At 69.5% G+C, this 24,420-nt stretch carries 22 protein-coding genes; 8 read left to right on the top strand and 14 right to left on the bottom strand.

Annotated features, from left to right (window positions below):
* Window positions 1-4 precede the first annotated feature (4 nt).
* Window positions 5-2,059 carry an acyltransferase family protein gene (locus tag AB0H76_RS11510; RefSeq protein ID WP_357321150.1) on the top strand — a complete coding sequence of 685 codons (2,055 nt, stop codon included), beginning with the start codon at window positions 5-7 and terminating at the stop codon, window positions 2,057-2,059.
* Between the two features lie 3 nt (window positions 2,060-2,062).
* On the opposite strand, the gene AB0H76_RS11505 is transcribed toward AB0H76_RS11510, so the two are convergent.
* Window positions 2,063-2,308, bottom strand: coding sequence for a hypothetical protein (locus AB0H76_RS11505; protein ID WP_357321147.1), 246 nt, complete (start codon window positions 2,306-2,308; stop codon window positions 2,063-2,065).
* Window positions 2,309-2,556: 248 nt separating this feature from the next.
* Between AB0H76_RS11505 and AB0H76_RS11500 the strand changes: the two genes are divergently transcribed.
* Window positions 2,557-3,396, top strand: coding sequence for an alpha/beta hydrolase (locus AB0H76_RS11500; protein WP_357321143.1), 840 nt, complete (start codon window positions 2,557-2,559; stop codon window positions 3,394-3,396).
* Here AB0H76_RS11500 and AB0H76_RS11495 read toward each other — a convergent pair.
* The 5 genes from AB0H76_RS11495 to AB0H76_RS11475 form a co-directional block, all read right to left on the bottom strand.
* The gene (locus AB0H76_RS11495) at window positions 3,365-6,607 is read right to left on the bottom strand and encodes a BTAD domain-containing putative transcriptional regulator (RefSeq protein ID WP_357321140.1); all 3,243 of its coding nucleotides are present in this window, start codon (window positions 6,605-6,607) and stop codon (window positions 3,365-3,367) included. The two genes, AB0H76_RS11500 and AB0H76_RS11495, sit on opposite strands and share 32 nt — an antisense overlap.
* A gap of 140 nt (window positions 6,608-6,747) precedes the next feature.
* Window positions 6,748-7,665: a cation diffusion facilitator family transporter gene (locus tag AB0H76_RS11490; RefSeq protein WP_357321137.1), complete on the bottom strand. Its 918-nt coding sequence runs from the start codon at window positions 7,663-7,665 to the stop codon at window positions 6,748-6,750.
* Window positions 7,666-7,781: 116 nt separating this feature from the next.
* Window positions 7,782-8,426: a class I SAM-dependent methyltransferase gene (locus AB0H76_RS11485; protein ID WP_357321134.1), complete on the bottom strand. Its 645-nt coding sequence runs from the start codon at window positions 8,424-8,426 to the stop codon at window positions 7,782-7,784.
* A gap of 16 nt (window positions 8,427-8,442) precedes the next feature.
* Window positions 8,443-10,248, bottom strand: coding sequence for a hypothetical protein (locus AB0H76_RS11480; RefSeq protein ID WP_357321132.1), 1,806 nt, complete (start codon window positions 10,246-10,248; stop codon window positions 8,443-8,445).
* A gap of 56 nt (window positions 10,249-10,304) precedes the next feature.
* The gene (locus tag AB0H76_RS11475) at window positions 10,305-10,718 is read right to left on the bottom strand and encodes a helix-turn-helix domain-containing protein (RefSeq protein WP_357321129.1); all 414 of its coding nucleotides are present in this window, start codon (window positions 10,716-10,718) and stop codon (window positions 10,305-10,307) included.
* Between the two features lie 93 nt (window positions 10,719-10,811).
* On the opposite strand from AB0H76_RS11475, the gene AB0H76_RS11470 reads away from it, so the two are divergent.
* Window positions 10,812-11,606 (top strand): NAD(P)H-dependent oxidoreductase, encoded by a 795-nt coding sequence (locus AB0H76_RS11470; RefSeq protein WP_357321126.1) that lies wholly within the window; start codon window positions 10,812-10,814, stop codon window positions 11,604-11,606.
* 8 nt (window positions 11,607-11,614) lie between these two features.
* On the opposite strand, the gene AB0H76_RS11465 is transcribed toward AB0H76_RS11470, so the two are convergent.
* The 4 genes from AB0H76_RS11465 to AB0H76_RS11450 all read right to left on the bottom strand — a co-directional run bounded on the left by AB0H76_RS11465 (window position 11,615) and on the right by AB0H76_RS11450 (window position 15,227).
* Window positions 11,615-12,184: a hemerythrin domain-containing protein gene (locus AB0H76_RS11465; RefSeq protein ID WP_357321123.1), complete on the bottom strand. Its 570-nt coding sequence runs from the start codon at window positions 12,182-12,184 to the stop codon at window positions 11,615-11,617.
* Window positions 12,185-12,261: 77 nt separating this feature from the next.
* Window positions 12,262-12,855, bottom strand: coding sequence for a DinB family protein (locus AB0H76_RS11460; protein ID WP_357321121.1), 594 nt, complete (start codon window positions 12,853-12,855; stop codon window positions 12,262-12,264).
* A 72-nt stretch (window positions 12,856-12,927) separates the two neighbouring features.
* Window positions 12,928-14,439 carry an NAD(P)/FAD-dependent oxidoreductase gene (locus AB0H76_RS11455; protein ID WP_357321118.1) on the bottom strand — a complete coding sequence of 504 codons (1,512 nt, stop codon included), beginning with the start codon at window positions 14,437-14,439 and terminating at the stop codon, window positions 12,928-12,930.
* Between the two features lie 188 nt (window positions 14,440-14,627).
* On the bottom strand, window positions 14,628-15,227 hold the full coding sequence (locus AB0H76_RS11450) for a TetR/AcrR family transcriptional regulator (RefSeq protein ID WP_357321115.1): 600 nt from the start codon (window positions 15,225-15,227) through the stop codon (window positions 14,628-14,630).
* 154 nt (window positions 15,228-15,381) lie between these two features.
* Between AB0H76_RS11450 and abc-f the strand changes: the two genes are divergently transcribed.
* Genes abc-f through AB0H76_RS11435 form a run of 3 tightly spaced genes read left to right on the top strand, consistent with a single transcriptional unit; the run spans window position 15,382 to window position 18,854 of the window.
* Window positions 15,382-16,989: a ribosomal protection-like ABC-F family protein gene (abc-f, locus tag AB0H76_RS11445; RefSeq protein WP_357321112.1), complete on the top strand. Its 1,608-nt coding sequence runs from the start codon at window positions 15,382-15,384 to the stop codon at window positions 16,987-16,989.
* A 48-nt stretch (window positions 16,990-17,037) separates the two neighbouring features.
* Window positions 17,038-17,676, top strand: coding sequence for a CatB-related O-acetyltransferase (locus tag AB0H76_RS11440; RefSeq protein ID WP_357326093.1), 639 nt, complete (start codon window positions 17,038-17,040; stop codon window positions 17,674-17,676).
* Window positions 17,673-18,854 (top strand): macrolide family glycosyltransferase, encoded by a 1,182-nt coding sequence (locus tag AB0H76_RS11435; protein WP_357321109.1) that lies wholly within the window; start codon window positions 17,673-17,675, stop codon window positions 18,852-18,854. The genes AB0H76_RS11440 and AB0H76_RS11435 overlap by 4 nt, the downstream gene beginning before the upstream one ends.
* Before the next feature lie 112 nt (window positions 18,855-18,966).
* On the opposite strand, the gene AB0H76_RS11430 is transcribed toward AB0H76_RS11435, so the two are convergent.
* A complete protein-coding gene (locus tag AB0H76_RS11430) occupies window positions 18,967-19,470 on the bottom strand; it encodes a DinB family protein (RefSeq protein ID WP_357321106.1) in 504 nt (167 codons plus the stop codon).
* Between the two features lie 23 nt (window positions 19,471-19,493).
* Window positions 19,494-20,216 (bottom strand): alpha/beta hydrolase, encoded by a 723-nt coding sequence (locus AB0H76_RS11425; RefSeq protein ID WP_357321104.1) that lies wholly within the window; start codon window positions 20,214-20,216, stop codon window positions 19,494-19,496.
* A gap of 93 nt (window positions 20,217-20,309) precedes the next feature.
* Between AB0H76_RS11425 and AB0H76_RS11420 the strand changes: the two genes are divergently transcribed.
* On the top strand, window positions 20,310-20,879 hold the full coding sequence (locus AB0H76_RS11420) for a TetR/AcrR family transcriptional regulator (RefSeq protein ID WP_357321101.1): 570 nt from the start codon (window positions 20,310-20,312) through the stop codon (window positions 20,877-20,879).
* A 1-nt stretch (window position 20,880) separates the two neighbouring features.
* Here AB0H76_RS11420 and AB0H76_RS11415 read toward each other — a convergent pair whose 3' ends face one another.
* Window positions 20,881-22,761 (bottom strand): ThiF family adenylyltransferase, encoded by a 1,881-nt coding sequence (locus AB0H76_RS11415; RefSeq protein ID WP_357321099.1) that lies wholly within the window; start codon window positions 22,759-22,761, stop codon window positions 20,881-20,883.
* Between the two features lie 241 nt (window positions 22,762-23,002).
* Window positions 23,003-23,965: an oxidoreductase gene (locus tag AB0H76_RS11410; protein ID WP_357321096.1), complete on the bottom strand. Its 963-nt coding sequence runs from the start codon at window positions 23,963-23,965 to the stop codon at window positions 23,003-23,005.
* A gap of 51 nt (window positions 23,966-24,016) precedes the next feature.
* Between AB0H76_RS11410 and AB0H76_RS11405 the strand changes: the two genes are divergently transcribed.
* Window positions 24,017-24,415 carry a MerR family transcriptional regulator gene (locus tag AB0H76_RS11405; protein WP_357321093.1) on the top strand — a complete coding sequence of 133 codons (399 nt, stop codon included), beginning with the start codon at window positions 24,017-24,019 and terminating at the stop codon, window positions 24,413-24,415.
* The last annotated feature ends 5 nt before the right edge of the window (window positions 24,416-24,420 follow it).

Here is a 24,420-nt window from a genome sequence, read left to right as displayed (position 1 = left end):
GCCGATGACCGAATCGCCAGGTCGAGGCGGACCCGGCTCCGCACAGCAGGTTCCGTCGGCACCCGCGAATCCGGCTGCAGCGCAGCCGTATCGATACGATCTGGACGGATTGCGCGGGCTCGCGATCGGGCTGGTCGTGATCTTCCACATCTGGATGGATCGGGTTTCCGGCGGCGTCGATGTGTTCCTGGTGCTGTCGGGGTTCTTCTTCACCGGCATGCTGCTGCGCCGTAGCGAGATCAAGCCGACGCTGCTGCGGACCGCGCGCCGACTGCTGCCGGCGTTGACGGTGGTGCTGGCGGCCGTGGTCGGTGTCACATTCATCGCGCGGCCCTACACGCAGTGGGGTGACATCTCCGCGCAGACCCTGGCCTCGGCGTTCTACTACCAGAACTGGTATCTGGCAGTCGCCGAGCTGGATTATCTCGCGCCGGATCCCTCGGTCAGTCCGCTCCAGCACCTGTGGTCGATGTCGGTGCAGGGGCAGTTCTATCTCGCGATGCTCGCGCTGCTCGCGCTGTGGACCCGGTACGCGGGGCGCACGCCGCGCGCACGGAGTCTGCTGCTGGCGGTCGTGACCGGCCTGGCCGCGTGGTCGTTCTGGTATGCCGCCGCGGGTTCCGCCCAGCATCAGGCCTGGACCTACTACGACAGCGCCGCGCGCGCCTGGGAGCTGCTGGCGGGTGCGGCGCTCGCGATCGCGGCGCCCTGGATCACGCTGCCGCGCCTAGTGCGGTCCGTCCTCGGGGTGCTGGGACTACTCATGGTGGTCTCGTGCGGTGTCCTGATCGACGGCGCCACCCACTTCCCGGGTCCGGCGGCGCTGTTCCCGGTCGCCGCCGCGGCGGCGGTGATCGTCTCCGGCATGGGCCCGGAACCCTTGGCCGCGAATCGCTTGCTGGCCACCCCGGCCCTGGTCCGCCTCGGCGGGCTCGCCTACGCGCTGTACCTGTGGCACTGGCCGGTCCTGATCTTCTATCTCGCGGAGTACGGCAAGGTCGGTCCCGGTATTCAGGGCGGGTTGCTGGTGCTCGCGGCGGCCCTGGCGCTGGCGTTCGCGACCGAACGATTCATCGAAGTGCCGCTGCGGCAGCGGGATCGTGTCGTGGACAGACGGTTCGGGCGTGCGGTCGGCTTGGCGACCGCCGGGACCGGGCTCGGTGTGCTGGCCTCGGCGCTGGGCTGGCAGGCGGTGCCCGCCGCCAATCCCCCGCACCCGCCGTCCGCCTTGGACGCGCATCGCTACCCCGGCGCCACGGTGCTGACCCACGGCGCGATCGCCGCGCCGGAACCCATGCGGCCCACCGTCTTCGAGGGCCAGACCGACGCGCCCCGCCCGACCTCCGACGGGTGCATCACGCCCAACCGCGAGGTGCGCGCCTGCACCTACGGCGACGACACCGCCACGCGCACCATCGCCGTGGTCGGCGGATCACATTCCGAGCATTGGCTCCCGGCGCTGGAAGTGCTTGCCGCCGAACACCGATTCCGCATCCAGACCTATCTCAAGGAGGGGTGCCCGCTCACGCTGGTCGACGATCCGTCCTACGCGCTGGCCCCGTTCCCGGAATGCCGTGAATGGTCCGCCGAGGTGCTCGATCGGCTCGGCGAGCAGCGGCCGGACTGGGTGTTCCTCACCGCGACCCGGCCGCGCCCGGATCGCGGTGACGGCGTTCCGCCCGAATACCTCGACGTCTGGACCGAACTGTCCAACCGCGACCTCAACGTGCTGGCCGTCCGCGACACACCGTGGCCGCGCCGCGACGGGGTCGGCTACCGCGCCATCGACTGCCTGGCGCACCGCGGCAACGCCTTCAGTTGCGGCATCGACCGCGCCACCGCCCTGGACCCGGAGAACCCGGCGCTGGCGCCCGCCTCGGCCTATCCGAACGTCTATCCGTTCGACCTCACCGACGCCCTGTGCCGGCCCGATCGCTGCCTGGCGGCCGAGGGCAACGTCCTGGTCTACCGGGATGAGCACCACGTCTCGGCCAGCTACGCCCGGACGCTGGCCCCCGGCCTGGGCCGGGAGATCGGCGCGATCACCCAGTGGTGGTAGCCCTCACTCGCCCAGCGCGGGCAGTTGCTGGTCCGGGCGGCGCGAACCGCTCAGGGGATCGGGTAGGTCGGTGGCCTGCACGGCGGCGATCCGCTGCTGCGCGCGCCGGCGCGGATGACAGCGCTCCGAACATCCCAGGTGGATATCCGCGGCGCGGATCGCGTCGATGACATCGAGTTCGCCCGGATCGGAAAGACAGTCGTACAGGTTCTGATACATCCGCATGGCCTGCGGATTCTGGTAGGTCATCAGCGTTACCCCTTCGATACTCGAAGCCTCGGTGGCTTGTATCTGCGGCGATCGCGATGGTGTTGACCAGTGATTACCCCAGTTGATCTTCGTTGAACCGTCGAGTTTCGGTGCGCCGCCGAATCATCACCGCTGACCTGCGCGTTCGGAAAACGTCCAGTGGATTTTCAGTGCCGCGGCGCAGGGTGTTGTCCGGCGCTCGAGGCGCCGACCGGACAGATCCGAACGACGGAAGAGGCACTTCAACTATGCGTAAGACAAGCGGACTTCGCCGATCCGGCCGCACCATTGTGCTGCTGGGGGCGCTGGCGTTGACGCTCGCGGCGACGGCATGTTCGCCGGGCAGCGAGGACAAGGGTGCGCCAACCACGGTGCCACAGCCGGATCCGGACAAACCCGGCGTGCTGCTCGTGCACGGGGCGTTCGCCGACGGCTCCAGCTGGGGTGGCGTGGTAGAAGGATTGCAGCGCAGGGGGTTCCGGGTCACCACGGCGGCCGTCCCGTTGCGCGGGCTGGAGTACGACAGCGCCTACATTCGCGGCGTGCTCGACGCCATGCCGGGAAAGACGGTGCTGGTCGGGCATTCCTACGGCGGCGCGGTGATCACCAACGCGGCGGCGGGCTCCGCCAAGGCCGCCGGGCTGGTCTACGTGGCGGCGTTCGCGCCGGACCGCGGCGAGTCGCTCGGCGAACTCGACGGGCGCTTCGGCGGGCCCGCGACGAAGATCACCGAGCCGCACCTGGTCGCCGGGGCGGCCGTGCCCGAACTGCGCATCGTGGACGAGAAGTTCGGGGAGTTCTTCGCGCAGGATGTCGCGCCGGTGCGGGCCGCGGTGCTCGCGGCCGGGCAGCGGCCGATCTCGGTGGCGGCGTTCACCGAGCAGACCGCGGAACCCGCCTGGCGGACCCTGCCCTCGTGGTACCTCGTGGCCGCCGACGACCGGATGATTCCGCCGAACGGACAGCGGGAGATGGCGCGCCGGGCCAACGCCACCGTCACCGAGCACGCGGGCAGTCACGCGATCGCGGTGTCGAACCCCGACGCCGTCGTCGGCGTTATCGATCAGGCCGCGCGTTCGGTGCGCTGATCAGCTCGTCGATGTCGTCGAGATACCGTGCGGCGCCGAGCGATTCGGCCAGCGTGCGCGCCTCGTCCAAGCGCTCCCGGCGGCGATCGGCAGCGCCGTGCCGGGCGAGATCGAGCAGTGCCGGAACGAGTTCGACGGCACTGTCCTGAGCGCGTAGCACCTCGACCGCGCGCTCGAGGAGTTCCGCCGAGGGCCCGGCGGGCATGGTCAGCGCCACTGCCCGCAGGGCCCGGCCGACGGTGGCGGGCGTATTCCACCGCTCGGCCGAAACCAGCTCCGCGGCAGCGAGTTCGTGGGCGCGCTCGCGCTCGCCGAGGCGCAGCAGCTCCAGCGCCGCGGAGCTGCGCCAGGGCATGTGCGCCGGATTGGTGATTCCCACCGCGGTATTCCGGCGCCCGCATTCCAGGAAGTAGCCCACCGCCGCCCGGGAATCGCCGCGCTCGACGCACAGCAGGGCCCGGATGTGCAGGGCGACAGTCCATTCCCACGTCTCGGGGTTGGCGTCGGCGGTGCGCCGATCCAGCCAGCGCTGCGCCTCGTCGAGCCGCCCGAGGCACAGCAGCGCGTGCGCGTATTGCGCCGCCAGCGTGGCCGGCGGCACGACCAGCTCGTCGTCGATGCGGCCGAGCACCGGTTCCAGCTCGGCGAGGACCCGCGGGTACGCGCCGCAGCGCAGCAGGACCTCGGAGCGCAGGATGACGCGATAGGTATCGATGGTGCCGAAGTGCTGATCGGCGCGCTGCTCGGTGAGTTTCAGGGCGGTGCCGAGGTCGCCCTGCCACATGGTCAGGTGCGCCAGCATGCCGATCAGCTCGCGCGGCAGCGGCTCGTCGTGCTGCCCGGTCAGCCGGTCCAGGGCAGTGCGCGCCTCGACCTGGACGCCGAAGGCATCCGCCCAGTTCAGGATCGCCGCGTCGATACGGTCGGGTGCCGGGCGCGCGCGCAACTCGGTGACCAGATCGCGCCAGGTCGCGGCGGTGAGTCCGGCCACCATCCACCGGGCCGCGCGAATCGCTTCGGACCAGCGCCGATCCCGCGATCGCGCCTCAGCGGCAACGGTATTCAGCATCAGCATGGCCGGTTGGGCTTCGTGCCGCACAGCCATGGTCCAGGCCAGTGGGAGGGCGGCGGTGGGCGCACCGGCGCGGGCCCGCTGGCTGCGCAGCGCTTCGTCCAGATGCGCGCGGGCCGCCGCGGGATTGGTCCACAGTTCGAGTTGCCCGAGCCGGACCAGCAGGTCGTCGCGGTCGGCGGGCGCGCAGATGTGCAGCGCCAGTTCCAGCCAGCGCACGGCCTCCAGGATCGCGCAGTCCCGCAGGCATTCCTCGGCGGCGTCGATGAGAACGACGGTCCAGCGGGCGTAGCGCGAACCGCACAGTCCACGCAGGTAGCGCGCGACGTGGCGGGCCGGATAACCGGCGCTGCGCTCGACTTCCGCGGCGATCGTGTGGAAGCGCGCGGATTCCGCGCGGCCGCCGAGCCGCTGAATCGTGGTGGCGATCAGCGGATGCCGTAGCCGGGGCGGTTCGGCCGCGGCGAGAACCCCGGCGTCGGTGAGCAATTCGCATCGGTGTCGGGTCTCGCCGGGCGGCTCCGCGCAGGCCGCCGCGATGATCTCGAGGCTGGGCGTGAATTCCGACAGTGCGGCCAGGGCTCGCATCATCGTGGCGCCGGTGACCGAAAACCCGTGCAGGAGTCGCTTGATCGCGCGTGAGTAGCGGCCGTCCAGCAGCCGATCCGGCACCCGGGTGCGGTCCTCGCCATCGGCGAGATCCGCGATCAGCGCGTCGACCAGGAGCGGGATATCACCGGCGGCCCGCTGGATCTGGACGGCCAGCTCGGGCGGGCAGTCGATTCCGGTGCGCCGCCGGTACAGGGTGGCGATCGCGGCCGGGCTCAGCCGGCGCGGCCGCAGGATCTCCGACGCGAGCGGCTCCAGGTGGCCGTGCAGGTCCACCGCGTGCTGGTCCCAGGCCCGTTCGTCGAGGGCCACCACGAGCAGGGCCGCGCTGGTGCGCAGGGTGGGCGCGAGGGCGGCCAGCACCCGGGCCGAGCGCTCGTCCATCCGAGTCGCGTTGTCGATCAGCAGTACCAGGGGTTCGGCGGTCGCGCGCCGAGCCACGGCGGCGCGCAAGCGCGCGATGAGGGTTTTCTCGTCGAGGGCTTCGCGGGCAGGGGTAGGCGAAAGTCGTTCCAGTAGTTCGACAGCCAAGTCGTCGCCGGTTGTCAGATCGATCGATACCGCGGCGGGATGACGGTCGGCCACCTCGTGCAGCAGCTGCGTCTTTCCGTAGCCGGGCCGGCTGGTGAGCACCGCCAGCCCGCCGGTGCCGCCGGCCGCACGGCGGGTGCACGCGGCGATCGTGTCGAGCTCGCGCTCCCGTTCCAGCAGACGCGGCGAATCCGGCTGCGGGTCAAGGGCTTTCCGGACCCGCGTGGGACGGACCGGCGGTTCGCCGGCGAGCGTCCGTTCGTGGAGCGCACGCAGTTCGGCACCTGGTTCGACGCCCAGTTCCTCGACCAGCAACCGCCGCGTGTCGCGATAGACCGCCAGGGCCTCGGATCGCCGCCCGCTGTCCGCGAGCGCGCGCATCAGCACCGCCCGAAGGCGTTCGCGCAGTGGATGTTCCGCAGTCAGCATGCGCAGCGTTTCGATCGCTCCGGCCGCGGCGCCGTTCAGCACGGCGATCTCCAGGCTGTCCTCGACAAGCGCGAGCCGCCGATCCGACAGCGCCGCGCGCTGCTGCCTGGCCCAGGGCCCCGGGATACCGGCCAGCGGCTCGCCGGAATACAAGGCGAGCGCCTGCGCGAACAGATGCGCGGCACGATCCAAGTCGGCGGCGTCGCGGGCCCGCACCGCGGCCGCGACCAGGTCGTCGAGCACGCCGACGTCGAGCTGGTCGTCGCCGATCCGCAGTTGGTAGCCCCCATTGCCCGACAGCAGCACCGTCCCCGGCGAGCGGGGCGCCCGAGCGGGCTCCAGCACCCGGCGCAGCGCCGAGATGTGGGTCTGGATCACCGCCGTGCCGCTGGCCGGCAGTTCGTCGTCGTAGAGCGCGTCCATCAGCGCGGCGGGCGAGACCCATTGCCGCCGCCGCATGGCCAGCACCGCGAGGATGCCGCGCCGTTGCGGCGGCCCCGGCGGCCGCACCTGCCCGTCCACGATCAGCTCCACACCGTCGAGCAGTCTGAGCTGTAGCCCAGGCGCCACGTCGACCATCCCTTCGGCTCTATCGCCGTCAGGTCGGTTCGGCGGGTTCAGGACGACAGCCCGGCGGGAAGTCGGCAGTTCAGAGCCGAATTTTACCGGTGCCCGGATCAGCTCCGACACGCGGCGGGCCCCGGCCCGAGCTACCAGGACAGCTTCTCGCAATTCGCCGTGCCGCCGGGCTTTTCGACCTGGAGGGTCGCGTGCTCCAGGGCATAGGTCTCGGCGAGCACGGCCTGGGCTTCGCGCAGCACCGATCCGGGGTCGGCGTCGTCGGCGATGACGAGGTGGGCGGAAGCCACCTCCATGCCCGAGGTCAAGGTCCAGATGTGCAGGTCGTGTACCGCGTGGACGCCGGTGACCGCGGTGAGGGAGGTGTCGACACGGGTGACGTCGAGGTCCGGCGGGGCGTGCTGGAACAGGATGCGCAGGGCCTGTTTGCCCAGGTTGTAGGCGCGGGGCAGGACGAAGACGCCGATCGCTACGCCGATCGCCGGGTCGGCGTAGCGCCAGCCGAACAGCAACGTCAGCACGCCGCTGACCAGGACGCCGATCGAGCCGAGCATGTCGGCCATGACTTCGAGGTAGGCGCCGCGCACATTGAGACTGTGCTCGGCACCGCGCCGCAGGATGAGCAGCGCGATGACGTTCATGATCAGGCCGACCACGGCGACCAGCGCGACCGGCAGACCCGGCACCTCCGGCGGCTCGGCCAGGCGCTGGATCGCCTCGTAGATCACCCAGCCCGCCACCGCGAACAGCAGCACCGCGTTGAACAGCGCCGCGAACACCTCGGCGCGATACATCCCGTAGGAGCGGGCCGCACTCCGAGCAGCCTTGCGCGCCAACAGGATTGCGACCAGCGCCATGGTGACGCCGAACACGTCGGTGAACACGTGCGCCGAGTCGGACAGCAAGGCCAGCGACGAGGTCGACAAGCCGACGAGCAACTGGGCGATGAAGGTGACCAGGCCCAGCCCGATGACGATCAGCAACCGCCCGACGTACCGCCCCGACGCACTGCCCGCCGCCGAAACGCCGTGATCATGACCCTGGCCCATGGCCGACCTCCTGATGTTCCAGACGCCCGCTCTCGGAGCGTCCAACACATAGTAACATGCGCATGTGTGAATTGAATTGAGCGAAGTCAGCGACCGTCGAAGCCGGAGTCCGCGGACTATGCCTTGTCGTAGACGAGCGAATATCGCCAGAAGAGGCGGCGCCGGACGCGCGCACCGGGCAGATGTTCCGCCGCCGCCCGGCGAATCTCCGGCAGCGTCTCGCGCGGCGGCGCGGTGGGGGCCGTCATCCCGAGCGGAAGATCGACCGCCGGGCGCGGATTCTTCAGCTTCCCCACGACCAGGTTCGCCGCCATGGCCACCGTGCCGACCGCCAGATCGACCGGCCCGGATTCCCGGAAACACCCGATCACCACGAGCCGCCCACCCGCCGCGAGGCGCAGGTCCACCGCGCGCAGGGTCTGCGCGAGCGGCAGGTGGTGCAGGCTGGCGACCAGCGTGATCGCGTCCCAGCGCCGGTCCGGGTCGAGTTGCTCGAATCCGGCCTGCTCGATCACGACGGAATCCTCGCCGGCGAACCGCGCCGCCGCGGCCCGCGCCGCCGCCGGATCGGGCTCGAGCCCGGTCACGCGGGCGACGCGAGACCGCAGCCGATCGATCAAATTGCCGGTGCCGCAGCCGATGTCGAGCACGGACCGGGCGCCGGACGCGGCCACCCGGCCCGCCACCCAGCTGCCGTAGACATCGTTGTGGCTCCACGGGTGCCGACGGTTGAACCGGTCGATGCGGGCGCTCAGAGACACGGCTCCACGGTAGCGATCAACGCGCGCTGGTGCGGAAGGGCTCCGCCGGAGCGCCGAGATTCGGTGCGCCGAGCAGGGATTCCGAGGACAGGGCGTAGATCCCGTCGTTGGTGAGCAGCCAGACGATCTTGCGGTCGTACTCGACGTACACGCCGTGCGTCGGATTGCTGCGCGCCCAATCCTCGGTCTCCGCGCCGAAGGTCGGGGGTGCGAAATAGCCCGCGATCGTCGGGTTCACCGGGTTCGAGACGTCGAAGAACTGCGCGCCGGCGTTGTAGAAGTCGTAGATCATCAGCCCGTCCTTCGGATCACCGGGCGAGGTGTAGTACCCGCTGCGTTTCGGGCCGAAGCTGCCGCCGCGCTGGCAGAAGTCGGTCACCGGTGCACCCTCCGGCGGCGTCGGGCGAGGCAGGCGGCCGACGATCCGGGGCCGAGCCGGGTCGGTGGCGTCCACCTGGAAGATGTCCTTGTACGGCTCGTAGCAGTCCTCCGACAGCGGGTAGCCGCTCAGATAGACCATGCCGGTCCGCTCGAACTGGGAGACATCGACATTGTCGGCTTCGGTGCCGGCCACCGACATCGGGACGTCCACATGGCCGACCTCGCGCAGGTCGGTGGGATCGGAGATGTCGATGATCGACATGCCGAAGCCGCCCAGCGCGGCGAAGCCGTACTTGCCGCCCGCTTCGATCGGGGTCGGGATGTAGAGCGGGTTGCGCGAACCCATCCACGAGGTCCGGTTGCCGCAGCGCGGATTGGCTCGATAGGCGTCCTCCTCGCCGCGGACCATGCCGTCGCGGTGCCAGGTGTCCAGCAGCACCGGCGCGGCGGGGTCGGCCATGTCCCACACCTGAAAACCGTTGGAATACAGGTAGGTCGGGTATTCCTGCATCGACCAGTCGTCGCTGGGAGCGGTCGAGACGAACAGGTAGCGGCCGCCGTCCCAGTGCGGGACGTCCAGCGATCCCGAACCCTGCTGCGGCTTGCCGAGGTCCGGCGCGAGCGGATTCGCCTGTGCCGCATCGGTACTCACCGTCGCCAGCAGCTGCCAATCCTGTTTGCGCGGTCCGTTGAGCTTGTAGACCTTGAAACCTTTGAGCTGGGTGTCGGCGCGCGCGGCGGCCACACCCGCCGCGGCGGCGTACTTGCTGGTCTCCGGTGTATCGCCCAGCCAGAACGGGACCTGGCGGCGCATCTCGAAGCTCTGGACCATGATGTAGCCGTCGTACTTCTGACTCCACTGGATCGTGGACGCGCCCCAGAAGTCGTGTGCCGCCCAATCCTTGCCGTCGAGGGCTTCGTCGTTGCCCGCCGCCCCGGCCAGGTCGGCCCGGGACAGCGACTCCACCACCTGCACATCGCGCACGTCGGTGATGTCGTAGACGCGGGCTTCGCTGCGGTCGTACTGGAACATGTAGCGGCGGCCGTCGAAGTCGACGATGTTCTGCCAGGAGTGGAACGGGTCCGGCGTGAATTCCTGCCCGGGATAGTGCGCCTCGACGGTCACGTTGTCGCTCTTGTAGGTGTTCGGGTCGTAACCGCCGGTGCCAGGGAACAGATCCTCGCCGCCACCGGGGAAAGGATGCTGCTCCTCCTCGTTCACGTAGGTGAGGCCGGGATGCAGGAAGGAGCCGTCGTTCTGCATGCCGTAGCTGCCGGGGTCGACCTGCGACGGGCGCCGGTCCGCGCACGCGAGCACGACGTCGGGATCCACGCCGCGCGCGTCACCCGCCCGCGCCACCACCATGCCGCCGCCGATCGCGACGGCGACCACCACCACTCCGGCCAGCAATTTCCGCTGTTGCGCCGACACTGTTTTCACGAAACTCCTCTGGTCGTTGGTCGCGACCAGTCTTCGGAGTTATCGCAGCGTGCGGCTCATCCTGGAAGCCGCATCGGCGGGGTCGAATTCCGGCTCGACGGGTCTTGCGGGATAGCTGAGGATGTGCTGTCGGCCTGCTTCTGGACGGTGCCCGCGTAGGTGGCGCCCCACCGGTCCAGCCAGGCCACGGCCGGTTCGAGCGAGGCGCCCAGCTCGGTCAGCGAGTACTCGACCCGCGGCGGGACCTCCGGATACACCGTGCGGTCGACCAGCCCATCGGCTTCGAGTTCGCGCAGCTGGCGAGTCAGCACCCGCGGGTTGACCGTTCCGACCAATCGGCCCAGCTCGCCGAAGCGGCGGCGGCCACCGAGCAGGTGTTTGACGATCGTCAGCTTCCACGCGCCGCCGAGGACCGAGACGGCGACCTCGACCGGGCACACCGTGAGCGCGGTCTCCACCTGCTTCCGCATTCAACGCTCCTACCTCGACACTTACATTTCTGTCACTATGTGCTGAGAATGTCAGTACTTGGCATGATCAGTACTAGCTACCAAAGTAGCCCTATGGCTACTTCCCGATCAATCCTGTGGATCCTCGCCCATCCCGATCGCGACTCCCTGAGTCACGCGCTGTATCGGCACGGCGTGGCACACCTGCGGAATGCCGGGCACCGAGTGGAGGCGGTGGACCTGTACGCGGAAGACTGGAATCCCGTCCTCGGTGACGCCGACACGAACGGCGCACCCGGCGCTACTCTGTCCGATCGGCAGCGCCATGCCACGCAGCAGCGCACGCTGCCCGCCGACGTGCTCCGCCACCAGCAGCTGGTTACCGACGCGCACACGGTCATCGTGCAGTTCCCGCTCTGGTGGTACGGCATGCCCGCGATCCTCAAGGGCTGGTTCGACCGGGTATTCACCAACGGTTTCGCGTTCGGCGTCCGCGACGAGAACGGGAAGGTCCGCAAGTACGGCGACGGTGGACTCGCGGGCCGGCGCCTGCTCCCCCTCGTCACCGCCGGCGACCGCGGCGTCGCCCTGGGTCCGCGCGGAATCAGCGGCGACATCGAGGACGTCCTCTGGCCGCTCCTGCACGGCACCGCCCATTACACCGGCATGCTGCCGCTACGCCCGCACCTGCTCGGCAGCGTCCATCACGCCGACGACGCCACCCACCGCCGCAACGCCGACGACCTCACCACCCGCCTGGACGGCCTCGGCACCGAAACCCCGATCCGCTACCGGTCGCTTCGCGGCGGCGACTACACCGCCACCCAGCAGCTGCACCCGGATGTCCGGCCCGGCGAAAACGGCCTCAGCGCACACCGTCTCGACCTCGCGCCCGCCGGACATCCTTGACCCTCCGGTCAGGTTCGCTTCAGGCTGCCGACGCTCAGCGACCCGCGGGCCGGGTCGCGCAGGTTCTCCTCCACCGCGCGGATGTAGCCCTCGGGATCCTTGTCGACGGGCTCGACACCGGCGTAGTTGCGCGCCTCGTAGGCGGCGAATTCGACGGCCAGCTGGTGGCGGCGGGACAGGGCGGCCAGGCGGCGGAAGTCGGTGAGGCCCTCGCGTTCTTCCTCGGCCATGTGATCGCTGTTGGCGAGATTGGCGGCGGCGACGGCGGCGTACCAGTCCGCGGTGCCGACCGAATGCCGCGCCACGTCGGCGACCGCGTCCCTGATGTCGTTGTGGTCACCGATGGCGTCGAGGGTCTCCTCCTCCACGCCCTCCTTACGCCGCGCCGCGATACCCACCTGCAGCAGCGCCGGATAGAAGATCTCCTCCTCGGCCTTCGCGTGCAGCTCGAGGAACGCTCCCAGCCGATCCCAGATCGCGGACAGCACACCGGTCTCGGCGGGATCTATCTGCTCCAGGATCGCGAAGAGCCGCCGCTGCTCACGGTGGTCATCGAGGATCAGATCGGTTATGTCCACAGGTCCTCCCGGGCAGACGATGTCCTTGCCTCCGACGATAACGCACCGCGGACGCGGCTTGCCGCAACAACAGACCGTCACTCCAGCCCGGCGGCCCGCTTCGCGGTGTCCTCCAGCTTGTTCCGGTAGGTCTGCCACCAGTGCGGGTCGTCGGTGGGCATGTTGTCGCCCGCGGGGCGCAGACCGGCGGCGCCGTCGAGAAGTTCGCGGATGATGTCGGCGTGGCCGGCGTGGCGATTGGTTTCGGCGGTGACGTGCACCAGGATTCGGTGCAGGGAGACGGTGCGGCGGTCCGCGGGCCACCAGGGCACGGTGCCCTCGGAGGTGAGTTCGAGGCTGTCGATGGTGGCGTCGGAGTGGGCCTGGGCGCGGTGGTAGAAGGCGAGGATGTCCGCGCGGGATTCCGCGGCGGTGGCCCACATGTCGGCCGTGGGGTCGGCGACCAAATCCTGCTGGGTGATGGGTTCGTCGTTGGGGCGGCCGAAGGTGTCGCCGAAGTAGCCGAATTCCACGGCGCCGAGATGCTTGATCAGGCCGAGCAGGTTCGTCCCCGTGGGTGTCATGGGCCGGCGAACGTCGTACTCGGACAAGCCGTCCAGCTTCCACACCATCGCTTCCCGGGCGGAGCGCAGATAGGTGTGCAGGACCGATTTCGGGTCAGAGCCAGTCATCTCCCGCACTCTGCCAGCAAGTCGCCGTCCGGGTCAGCGAGCGGACTGCCCCGCTGACCCGGATCGGTGCGATCAGGCCGTCTTTCGCTCGCGGGTGTCCGTGTCGAGAATCGGGGTGACGAACACGTCGACCGGATTATGGGCTAGTCGACGCTCGAATTCCCGCACCGTGCCCGGCCACGGGTTGGTGACGCGCTCGGCGCTCTTGAACCAGCTGGCCGCGCCGGTGGGCCACACCGTGCCCGCCATCGAGGTGGCCAGCCACGCGCGATAATCCGACATCGCCGCCTCGGTGACCTCGATCGGCGCGTCCCGCCGCGCCGACAACCGCAGGCAGCGCAGGATGTAGCGGGCCTGGATGTCCTTCATCAGGGGATTCGAGTTCGCCGGGGTGAAGCTGTGCGGCCCCGCGATCATGTACATGTTCGGGAATCGCGGCACGGCCATACCCCAGAACGCCTGCGGCCCACCCGACTCGGACCACACCCGGTGCAGGTCGGCGCCGCCGCGGCCGGTGACGGTGATGCCGCCGAAGAACTCCTGGGCCTGAAAGCCGGTGGCCCACACGATCGCGTCCGCGCGCCGTTCGCTGCCGTCCACCGTGCGGATGCCCTCGGGGGTGAGACGGTCGATGGTGTCGGTGACCAGCCGGACGTTGGGCAGCGTCAGCGCCGGATAGAACTTGCTGTCGAGCAGCACCCGCTTCTCGCCGATCGCATACGGCGGCAGCAGTTTGCGCCGCAACGCGCGATCGGGCACCTGCCGCCGCAGATGCCGTCGCGCCACCCACTCGGCCGGCCGCGCGGACCAGCCACCCCGCATGATCGGCGCGAGCACCGCGTCACCCACGAAGGCCAGCGCCGCGCGGTGCGCCCGATGCGCACCCGGCACCCGCTCGAGCAGCCACTGTGCGACCGGCCCGAAGCGCGTGCTGGGCTTGGGCAGCACCCACGCCGCCGAACGCTGGTACACGGTCACCGAGAGGGCCGTGCGCGCCAGTTCCGGAAGCATCTGCGTCGCACTCGATCCCGTGCCCACCACCGCGATATCGCCGTCCAGCCCGTCCGGGATCGACCATTGCTCCCGATCCGCGGAATGGAACGCGCGCCCGCCGAATGTTTCCACCCCGGCGAATTCCGGCACCCGCGGGCGATGCAATTGCCCGACCGCCCACACCACCGCGTTCGCGTAAACCGGGCCACTGGCCGTGGTCAATGTCCAGCGCGCCGTGGCGTCGTCGAAAGTCGCCGCCGATACCGCCGCATGCGTACATAGGTGACGGCCCAGCCCGTTCTCGTCGACGACTCGGCGCAGGTAATCCAAGATCGCCGCCTGACTCGGGTATCGCACCCGGGTGTCCCGGAATTGCGCGAACCCGAAACTGTAAAGGTGCGACGGCACATCGCAGGTGCACCCGGGATAGACATTGTCGCGCCATACTCCGCCCGCACCCTCGGCTTCCTCGAGGATGACGAAATCCTGTATCCCAGCATCTTTCAGCCGTTTGGCCATGGTCACCCCGGCGAATCCAGCGCCTACGATCGCGACCGCGTACGTCGCTGTTGACGGACGAGCAGGTGACATCAACCGGACTCCTAAGCATCGTGGGACGACAAGGGGTTCAGACACTTTTCGAGAGTTGCCTGCGTGAATTCCACGCGGTTGGCGAGAATGGCGGGGAAACGCCGGGCATATCGTGACACACCGATCGGCGCGGTCCGGTTATTCGCGCTCGATGTCTTGGTGCGAATAAATGAATGGCGGTGCGGAATTCAGCCGAAGGCGCCCGCGGCCGCGGCGAGCGCGGCGGTGTGTGCCGCGCGGTCGGGCAGGTCCGGGTCCGGCGGGGTGCGCAGCAGAACCAGCCGGTGGTAAACCGGGGCCGTGGCGGCGACGAGCAAGGCGCGCGCGTCGACACCCGGCGCCAGCTCGCCGCGCCGCACCGCCCGCTCGACGATGATCTCGGACTGCTCGTAGCGGTCCTCCCACAGGCGCCGCAGCGCGCCGGCGGCCTCCTCGGAGCGGAACGAGACCGCGATCAGCGCCAGCGCGATCGAAGACTCCACGCTCAGCGAATCCTGGATCTCGTCGTTGAGCGCCGCGAGATCCGCACGCAGCGAGCCGGTGTCGCGCGGCTGCCAGGGCTGCCCGCCCGCCGCGTCGACCACATCGGCCAGCAGGCCGCCGACATCGTGCCAGCGGCGATACACCGTGGCGCGGTGCACGCCCGCGCGGGCGGCGACGGCATCGATACTCAGCGCGTCGTAACCGGATTCGGTCAGCACCGCGCTGACCGCGTCGAGGACCTGGGTGCGGATGCGGGCCGTTCGGCCACCCGGGCGACGGGCGGCGGGTGCTGCTGCGGAACTCATCGTCGGAATCCGATGCTTGACGGGATGGAGCCCTGACGATACCTTAGTGCGACAGTTGTCGTACTAAGTGAGGTTATGCCGATGCTCCTGCGAAGTGTTCACCAGACCCTGCGGTCCCCGGCCGTGTCGTCCTCGAATGCTTCGGAGTGTGTCCATGCCAACCCAGATCACCGCGCACGCGGTCAGCAAATCCTTCGACGGGAAACTCGTTCTCGATGAGGTGACATGTGTGCTCGCCGCGGGCGAGCGCACCGGCATCATCGGCGAGAACGGATCCGGCAAGACCACCCTGCTGCGGCTGTTCGCGGGGCGGGTACAGCCCGATCAGGGTGAGATCGTCGTCCAAGCCGACGGCGGCGTCGGCTATCTCGCTCAGGAAGAGCACCTCCCGCCGCACCTGACGGTGCAGCAGGTCATCGATCGCGCCTTGGCCGCGCTCCGCGACATCGAGCGGCGGATGCGCGCGCTCGAAGCCGGGATGGCCGCGGGCGACGAGTCCGGCCTGGCCGAATACGGCGAGCTGACCAGCCTTTTCGAACTCCGCGGCGGTTACGACGCCGACGCGCGGGTGGAACGGGCGCTGCACGGTCTCGGCCTGAGCCTGGTGGACCGCACCCGCACGGTCGGCGGGCTCTCCGGCGGTGAACAGGTCCGGCTGCGCCTGGCCGCGCTGCTCGCCGCCGGCACCGAGGTGCTGCTGCTGGACGAACCGACCAACCATCTCGACGGCGACGCCCTGACCTGGCTGGAAGATCACCTGCGCACCCGGTGCGGCACCACGGTGACGGTCTCGCACGACCGGGCCTTCCTGGAGCGGGTCGCGACCAGCCTGCTCGAGGTCGACGGGGACCGTAAGCGAGTCATCCGCTACGGCAACGGTTATGCCGGGTTCCTGACCGAGAAGGCGGCGGCACGCCGGCGCTGGGAGCAGTCGCACGCGCAGTGGCAGGCCGACACCGAGCGGCTCCGCGCGGCCGCGGCCACCACCGCCCGCGACGTCGCCCCGGGCCGGGCGATGAAAGACAACAACAAGATGGCCTACGACCGGGCCGGCGGCCGGGTGCAGCAGTCGCTGGCGAGCCGGGTTCGCAATGCCGAGGAGCGGCTGCGCCGGCTGCTCGCGGACCCGGTCCCGGCGCCACCGCAACCACTGCGGTTCGCGCCCACGCTGCGGACCGGCCGGGCGCACGGCACCGTGCTCGACGCCACCGGCGTCGCGGTCGCGGGCCGGCTGGACCGGACCGATCTCACGGTCACCGCGGGTGACCGGCTGCTGATCACCGGGCCGAACGGTGCGGGCAAGACCACCCTGCTGCGGGTGCTGTCCGGTCGGCTGGCGCCGGACAGCGGCACCGTCACCCGCCACGGCCGGGTCGGCTACCTCGCCCAGGAGCCGCCGCGGGCCGAGGCCGGGCGCACCGTGCTGGCCGAGTTCGGTCGCGGGCGCGCGGGCACCGGCGAGCAGCACGCCGAACGGCTGCTCGCGCTCGGCCTGTTCGACCGGGCCCAGCTGACGACCCGGGTGGAGAATCTGTCCACCGGGCAGCGGCAGCGGCTCGCGCTGGCGCGGTTGGTCACCGAGCCCGTCGACGTGCTGCTGCTCGACGAGCCGACCAACCACCTGTCCCCCGGGCTGGCCGAGGAGCTGGAAACCGCGCTGGCCGAATACCGGGGCGCCCTGCTCATCGTCAGCCACGACCGCCGGCTGCGCGCCCGCTGGCGGGGCGCACAGCTCGGCCTGTGCGCGTCGGCCGCCGCCTGACCCCGATCACCCACGCACCGAAGGAGTTCCACCGTGCCGCAAGACTCGATGCCCGCAGACCCCACCGTGCTGCATCCCATGCCCGGTCAGCCGCGCGTGGTGCTGCTGAAGCCGCTCGTCACCTCGCCGCTGATCGAGGTCGGCGAGTTCTCCTACTACGACGATCCGGACGACGCCACCGCGTTCGAGACCCGCAATGTCCTCTATCACTACGGGCCGGAAAAGCTGATCATCGGGAAGTTCTGCGCGCTGGGCACCGGGACGCGGTTCATCATGAACGGGGCCAACCACCGCATGGACGGCCCCTCGACCTTCCCCTTCCCCACCATGGGCGGCTCCTGGTCGAACCACTTCGACCTGATCACCGGCCTGCCCGGGCGCGGGGACACCGTGGTCGGCAACGACGTCTGGTTCGGCAACGGCGTCACGGTGATGCCCGGTGTGCGGATCGGGCACGGCGCGATCCTCAGCACCGGTTCGGTCGTCACCGGTGACGTGCCCGACTACGGCATCGTCGGCGGCAATCCCGCCCGCCTCATCCGAACCCGTTTCGACGATCGGGACATCGCCCGGCTGCTGGCCGTGGCCTGGTGGGACTGGCCCGCCGAACACCTCACCGCGCATATCCGCACGATCATGGCGGGCGACATCGCCGGCCTCGAAGCCGCCGCACAGGAGTTGAATTGACAGACACCACCCATATCGCGATGGTCGGCATTCCGATCGTGAGTCACGTGCTGCCGAGCCTGGAGATCATCCGGGAGCTCGTCGCCCGGGGTCATCGCGTCACCTATGCCAACGATCCTTTCGTCGAGGACCTGATCACCGAGGCCGGCGCCGAATTCGTGCGGTGCACTTCGCTGCTGCCGGTCGCGGACAACGCGTGGCCCGAGGATCCGATCGGGGCGATGAACCTGTTCCTCGACGATGCCCGGCACGCGCTCCCCCAACTGCGGGCCGCCTACGACCCCGATCCCGCGGATCTCTACCTGTACGACATCGGCGCGTACGCTGGGCGGGCCCTCGCCGAAACGCAAGGGCGGCCGATGGTTCAGCTCTCGCCCGCGTTCGTGGCCTGGAAAGGTTATGACCAGGAGGTGGGAGCGCAGATCCGGCAGTTGCCGGGCGCGGACGCCTATCGATCGACATTCGCGCGGTGGCTGGCGGACTCCGGTACGACGACCACCGATGTCGATGCCTTCTCCGGGCTTCCGGATCGGGCCTTGGCGTTGATCCCGCGGGCGATGCAACCGCACGCCGACGACGTCGACGCCGCGGTGGTGACGTTCGTGGGGCCTTGCTTCGCCGCGCGCGGAGCCACCGCGGATTGGGAGCGCCCCGCCGGCACGGACAAGATCCTGCTGATCTCCTTGGGCTCGGCCTTCACTCGCCAACCGGAGTTCTACCGCCGATGCCTGCGCGCCTACGGCAACCTCCCCGGTTGGCATGTGGTGCTCCAGATCGGAAAGTACGTCGACCCGAGAGAACTCGGTGAGATCCCGTCCAATGTCGAAGTGCGCTCCTGGGTTCCGCAGCGCGCGATCCTGGACCAGGCCGACGCCTTCGTCACCCATGCCGGCATGGGTGGCTGCGGCGAAGGATTACTGGCCGGTGTCCCGATGATCGCCGTCCCCCAAGCCGCCGAGCAGTTCATGAATGCCGACCGCCTCGTCGAACTCGGCATCGCCCGCCGCATCGACACCGCGGACGCCACGCCCGAAAATCTCCGAAAGGCTTTGCACGACTTGACCGATGACGCCGAAGTGGCCCGCCGATCCGCCGCCCTGCAAGCCGCCACGCGAGCCGAAGGCGGCACCCTGCGCGCTGTCGAACTCTTGGAGAGCAGGCTGCAGCCCGGGAGCTAGCCGAGCTTGTGGTCGGAAGCGGCTGTCCGACATGCGAATTGCACGATCTGCAGAGACGGGGGCGGAACGGCCGGGTCCAGATGTCGCGGGTGGTCCGGTTTCGGAAGGAAACTCAGGAGACTAGTTGCCTGCGCATGTCGAGCAGGTGGTGGCGCAGCTCGTGCAGGGTGTGGACGGCGAGCCAGCTGATCGAGCGTTCTTCGCGCGCGGGGAAGCTGTAGATCAGGGTTCGGTTCCAGTCTTCGGGGGTGAGGCGGTCGAGGACGTTGGCGAATAGTTCCGCGGCGTCGCGGATCTGGCGGCCGACGTCGGTGGGGCGCTGGTCGGCGTAACCGTCGTGTTCGACGCGTTCGTCGCGACCCATCGGCGTGGCCTCCGGGGTGGGCAGGCGGCGGGCCGCCAGCACTCGTTCGCGCTGCACGAAGAGCACATCGCGCATGTGGCAGGCGTATTCGAGCGGTGACCACACCTCGGGCTCCGGCCGGCGCCGCAGGTTCGCCGCATCGCTGACCAGGAGCAGGTCGGCGTAGTCGACGACTTGCTCCCGGGCCAGCGCCGCCACGTCGGTCGCGCGGGTCAGGTCATAGACGAAACCGCATTCGGCACAGGTATCCACGCGACGTGACGTTAGCAATGCGATCAGCGGTGGCCCAGCGCCGTCTCGGTCCCCGCGGCGGCATCCTGGATCAGGCGGCCGAAAGCGACCGGCTGAGCGAGGGGCAGATAGTGCCCCGCGCGCGGGACGACGATCAAACGGCCTTGCGGGCTCGCACGCAAACACCGCTGTTCCTCGGCGCGAAGGTGATCGCGCGCGCCGTTGACGATCCAGGTCGGGCCGGGGTAGCGCGCGAGATTCCCCACAAGATCGAACTCCCGGATCGCGGCGACCACCTCCGGAATGGCTTCGGTCGCGATACCGCCGTTCTTCACGTCGTTCGCAACACGGCCCGGAAGCACGGCATCGAAGATGCGCCCGCTGATCCGAGTACCGCCGTCGGGTCGGCGCGACAGCATCCGATGCATCAGAAGGAACGGCGCCGTATTGGCGCGAGTAGGCGTGCAACTGGCCCCGGCAACCACCAACCCAGCCACCCTAGAGGGATCCCCGGCGGCCGCCGCGACACTCACGAACCCGCCGAGCGAGTGCCCGACCAGAACGGCTCGCCCACCGACGCGATCGATCTCGGCATGGATGGATTCGACTGCGCCGGGCAGCGTGAACGTCTCACCCCGCCGAGTGCCATGTCCAGGCAGATCGACTGTCGTCGAGGGTCTTTCGTTCGCGATCTGCTCGCGCACGGCCGACCAGCAAGCCCCACTGAGCCGGATCCCGTGCACGAGAACGATCGGGAGAACTGACATTCCACACCTCCAAAATACAACGCAACGTTGCGTTGCAATTTACCTCGACGGCGCGGCCTGACGCAACGCAACGTTGCGTTCTACTATTACGTCGTGGACGAACCGGTGAAACGCGGCGGCAACGGCCCCCGCCGCAGCGCGACGATCTTCGCGACGGCGCTCGAGCTGCTCGGTACCGAGGGCTATGACGGCCTGACCATGGAGTCGATCGCCGCCCGATCCGGGGTCAACAAGACCACGCTGTATCGCTGGTGGCCGTCGAAGGACGCGGTCCTCGCCGCGGCACTCGAGAACTCCGAACTCCTGACCCTCACCGCCCCCGATACCGGGACCCTGCGCGGCGATCTCCTCGAACTGACCACCGGCATCCAGCGACTGCTCACCGACCCCGCGACCGCGCCGATCGCGACGGCGGTGCTGGGCGCGGCGGCCGATCGCCCGCAACTCGCCGCGATCGGCCGCGCGTTCTTCGCCGGCCGCCTGGAACGGGAGCGGCCGGTCTTCGAGCGAGCCGTCGCCCGGGGTGAATTACCGGCCTCGGCGGACCCCGCGATGATCATGGATCTGCTGGCCGGGGCCCTCTGGTTCCGGCTGCTGCTGCGCGGAGAACCCGTGTCCGCCCGCTACATTCACGAAATCATCGACTTGGTGCTGCCCGCGTAGGTCACACCGAGGTGCGCAGCGCGGTGTTGTGCTCGGGCGCGATGAGCGCTTCGAGATCGATGTAGAACCGCCCGGACTCGCACGGCTCCGCGAGCAGGATGCGGCGCGCGGCCTCGGTGACCAGCGCCCCGCCGAGCGCCACGTCCGAGGCGAGTTGCGGCCAACTGCACAGGGTCCGGCCGATTTCGGGCAGGGCGGCGGCCAGCGCGGGGCTGATCCGCTCGGCGTCGACCATCCGCAGCAGGAGTTCGACCTTGCCCTGATCGGTGAGCCCGGCCAGGTCCGCGGCGCGCAGATCGCCGACGCGGCCGTGCAGCAGCGGCCGGTCCGGCTCGAGATCGAAGCGTTCGATGTCGAGCATGCCGCGATCGTTGCAGTCCATCACGACCGGAATGCCAAGGGCGCGAGCGTGTTCACGGGCGGCGATCTTGACGAACGGGGTGTCGCATTCCTCGACCAGCAGATCGATCGGCGATCCGCCGCCGTCGAAGAACTGGTCCATGGTGTCCGCGGTGAGCCCGGCCGGAATGATCTCGACATCGAGATACGGGTCGATCTCGAACAATTGCCGCGCGCAGATGACCGCCTTGCCGACCTCGAGCTGGTGTACTCCGGCGCGCAGCCGGTTCATATTCGACAGACTCAGCGCATCGAAGTCGGCAAGCCGGAACGCGCCTCCGACGCCCTGGAGCGCGAGGGTGATCGCGGCCGAATTGCCCACCGACAGACCGACGATGCCGATCCGGCAGTCCAGCAGCCGGCGCTGCTGCGGGCGCTGGATCTTCTCCCGGTTGCGGTCGGTGCGCACGAGGCGGAACTCCTCGCGCGGCAGCACGTGCACCAACCGCCCCGACCACGGATACCAGACCCAGCTGCCGTAGGCCCAGATTTCGGTCCCGGCCAGCTGTTCGTCCACCTTCGCCGCCAGCTCCGCGCGGTCGAATCGGCGCCCGGGTTCCCGGCAGCGGATCAGTTCGTGCACCTGGTTCTCGATGGTGTCGTGCACTTCCCGCACGGCATCGGATTCGAGCAGCGCGGCCAGGGTGGCGTGATCGGCGGCGTGCACCGGCTCGAGCACCACCGGCTGCCACACCTGGCGGTCGGGACGCTGGGCCGTGCGCAAGCCCGCCGGTGCGGCGCCGTGATCGACTGCCGCCGGTATCGGCGGCGCGAGCGTCTCGGTCGTGAATTCCGGGAAGTGCGAACGCATCTGGACCGCCAGGTCGGCGTACTCCCCCGCGCCGTCATCGGTCCGATGGACCAGGACGACCACGTCTTCGGTGTAGCGCTCGACGTACCGGCGGGTGCCCGGAACCGCGTGGAAGCCGAGGCGGCCGAGGAACTGATCCTGACCGTCCGCGGTGCCCGAGGTCACCATCATGAGCTCGGCGCCCAGGTGCCGAGCGGCACCGATCGCGACCGCGCTCAGGTGCGCACCCAACCCGAGTTTGCGGGCGCGATGCTCCACCACCAACCGGCTCGGCTCATAGGCTGCCCCGGCCTCGACGCCCGCGGCAGTCAGCAGACGTTCGAATCCCTCGTCACCCAGATACGCGCGGGTCTGGAACTGCGCGTTGATCTCCGGCGGCGAGAGCCGGACATAGCCGAGCGCGGGTCCGTCCGGTGTCCGCCGGGCGACGAAATGCCATGCGCCGTAATCCAAGTCCTGATCGTCGATGTGCGAGCCGTCGGCCGCCCGGAAATCCGGCCTGCGGCCGCCGTCGTAGAGGATCCGCGCCCGTAACTCCCGCAAGCCGTGCACCAGGCCGGCGTGACCGGCTTCGTCCCGGGGTACCCGCACCGCGGAGACATGCCACGACACCTCGTGGCTGCGGCGGCGGATCTCATGCCCCGGCGCGGGCATGGCAAATCCATCCGGCATCGACACGTCCATGGGTCCTTTCCACAGTTCGTTGGAAATGTGCTGGAGACACGCGAAGAGCAGCGAGGCAGAACCGGCCATTGGGGAATCTCCGAGCAGGAGAAGGCATTTCCCGCTTCAGAGCACCCGGGAGCGGCAATTGCTAGATGTTAGCCTTCACATCGGCAATTCACCGAATCGAGTGTTCCTCGGCGGGTCGCCACGTCGGACCGGATGAGCCACAGTGGTTCTCGGCTCGACCTCATCGGGCGAAGGAGTCCACGCCGGTGAGTTCGCTGGACAGTCGCCAGAGGCGGGCCGCCGAATCGGGGTCCAGGGCCCAGGGTTTGACGCCGCCGACGAGCATGTCGTCGGTGGTGGCGGGCTCGGCGAGGTCGCAGTCCTGGCAGTAGGCGCCGCCGTGGGCGTCGAGCAGCGGCGAGGTGGCGGCCCATACCGCGGTCGCCGCGCCCTGAGCGGCGGTTTTGAATCCGGGATCGGGCTCGCCGGCGGCGCTGATCCAGCCCTGCGCGAGCTGATCCGCGCGCGGAATGTTGCGTTGCAGCGGGGTCAGGATGCTGCCGGGATGGACGGCGAACGCGCGCAGGCCGCTCGGCGCGCCGAGCCGGTCGAGGTGGGTGGCGAACAGGGCGTTGGCGGTCTTGGACTGGCCGTAGGCCGCCCAGTGGTCGTAGTCGCGGCCGAAATGCAGGTCATCCCAACGGATATCGCTGAGGAAGTGCCCCGACGAGGCGACCGACACCACGCGCGCACCGGTCCGGGCCAAGGCCGGGCGCAGCCGGTTGACCAGCGCGAAGTGCCCGAGGTGGTTGATGGCGAGGTGCGCTTCCCAGCCGTTGCCGAAGTGGCGGCGCGGGTAGGCCATGACGCCCGCGTTGGCGAGAACGATGTCGAGGGTGCGGCCGGTCGCCAGGAAGTGGTCGGCGAAGACCCGGATGCTGTGCGGATCGGCCAGATCGAGTTCGGCGACCCGGGTTCGCGCGATAGCGCGCACGGCCGCGCGCGCCACCTCGATCCGGCGGGCGGGCACGATGACCTCGGCACCCGCGTGGGCCAGCGCTTCGGTCGCCGCCAGGCCCAGACCCGAGTAACCGCCTGTGATCAGCACGGTCTTGCCGGTCAGGTCGATATCGGCGACGACTTCGAGCGCGGTGCTCGACGCGTCGAATCCGGACCCGAGTCTGCGTTGCTGGGTAAGTGTCATGCCGTCGACGGTAAAATCTAGAGTGCGATCTAGGTCAAGCTGTGAGGTGACATGAACGGTCTGTCGATCGGCGAGGTGGCCCGGACCACCGGTCTCGGCGTCCACGCGCTGCGTTTCTTCGAGCGCGAGGAATTGTTCTTGCGCCCCATCCCGCGCACAGCCGGCGGGCAACGGGTCTACGACGCGAGCGATGTGGAATGGCTGCTGCTGTGCAATCGGCTGCGCGAATCCGGCATGCCGATCGCCGGGCTGCGGAGATTCGCCGCGCTGGTCCGATCCGGGCCCGGCACCGAGCCCGACCGGCTGGCGCTGCTGGAAGCCCACGAGCGGGCGGTCCGGGACCGGATCGCCGAGTTGACCGCGAGCCTCGAGATCATCCACGACAAGGTCGTCATCTACCGCGAGCACGTCGCGGCGGGGACCGCGGCCGGGGTCTGGGCGCCGCGGTAGCAGGT

Origin of the sequence: Nocardia sp. NPDC050712 (genome assembly GCF_040654295.1) — a bacterium.
GTDB lineage: Bacteria > Actinomycetota > Actinomycetes > Mycobacteriales > Mycobacteriaceae > Nocardia.
The sequence above is the reverse complement of the archived record's forward strand: the minus strand, read 5'-3'. Positions and strand labels throughout refer to the sequence as shown.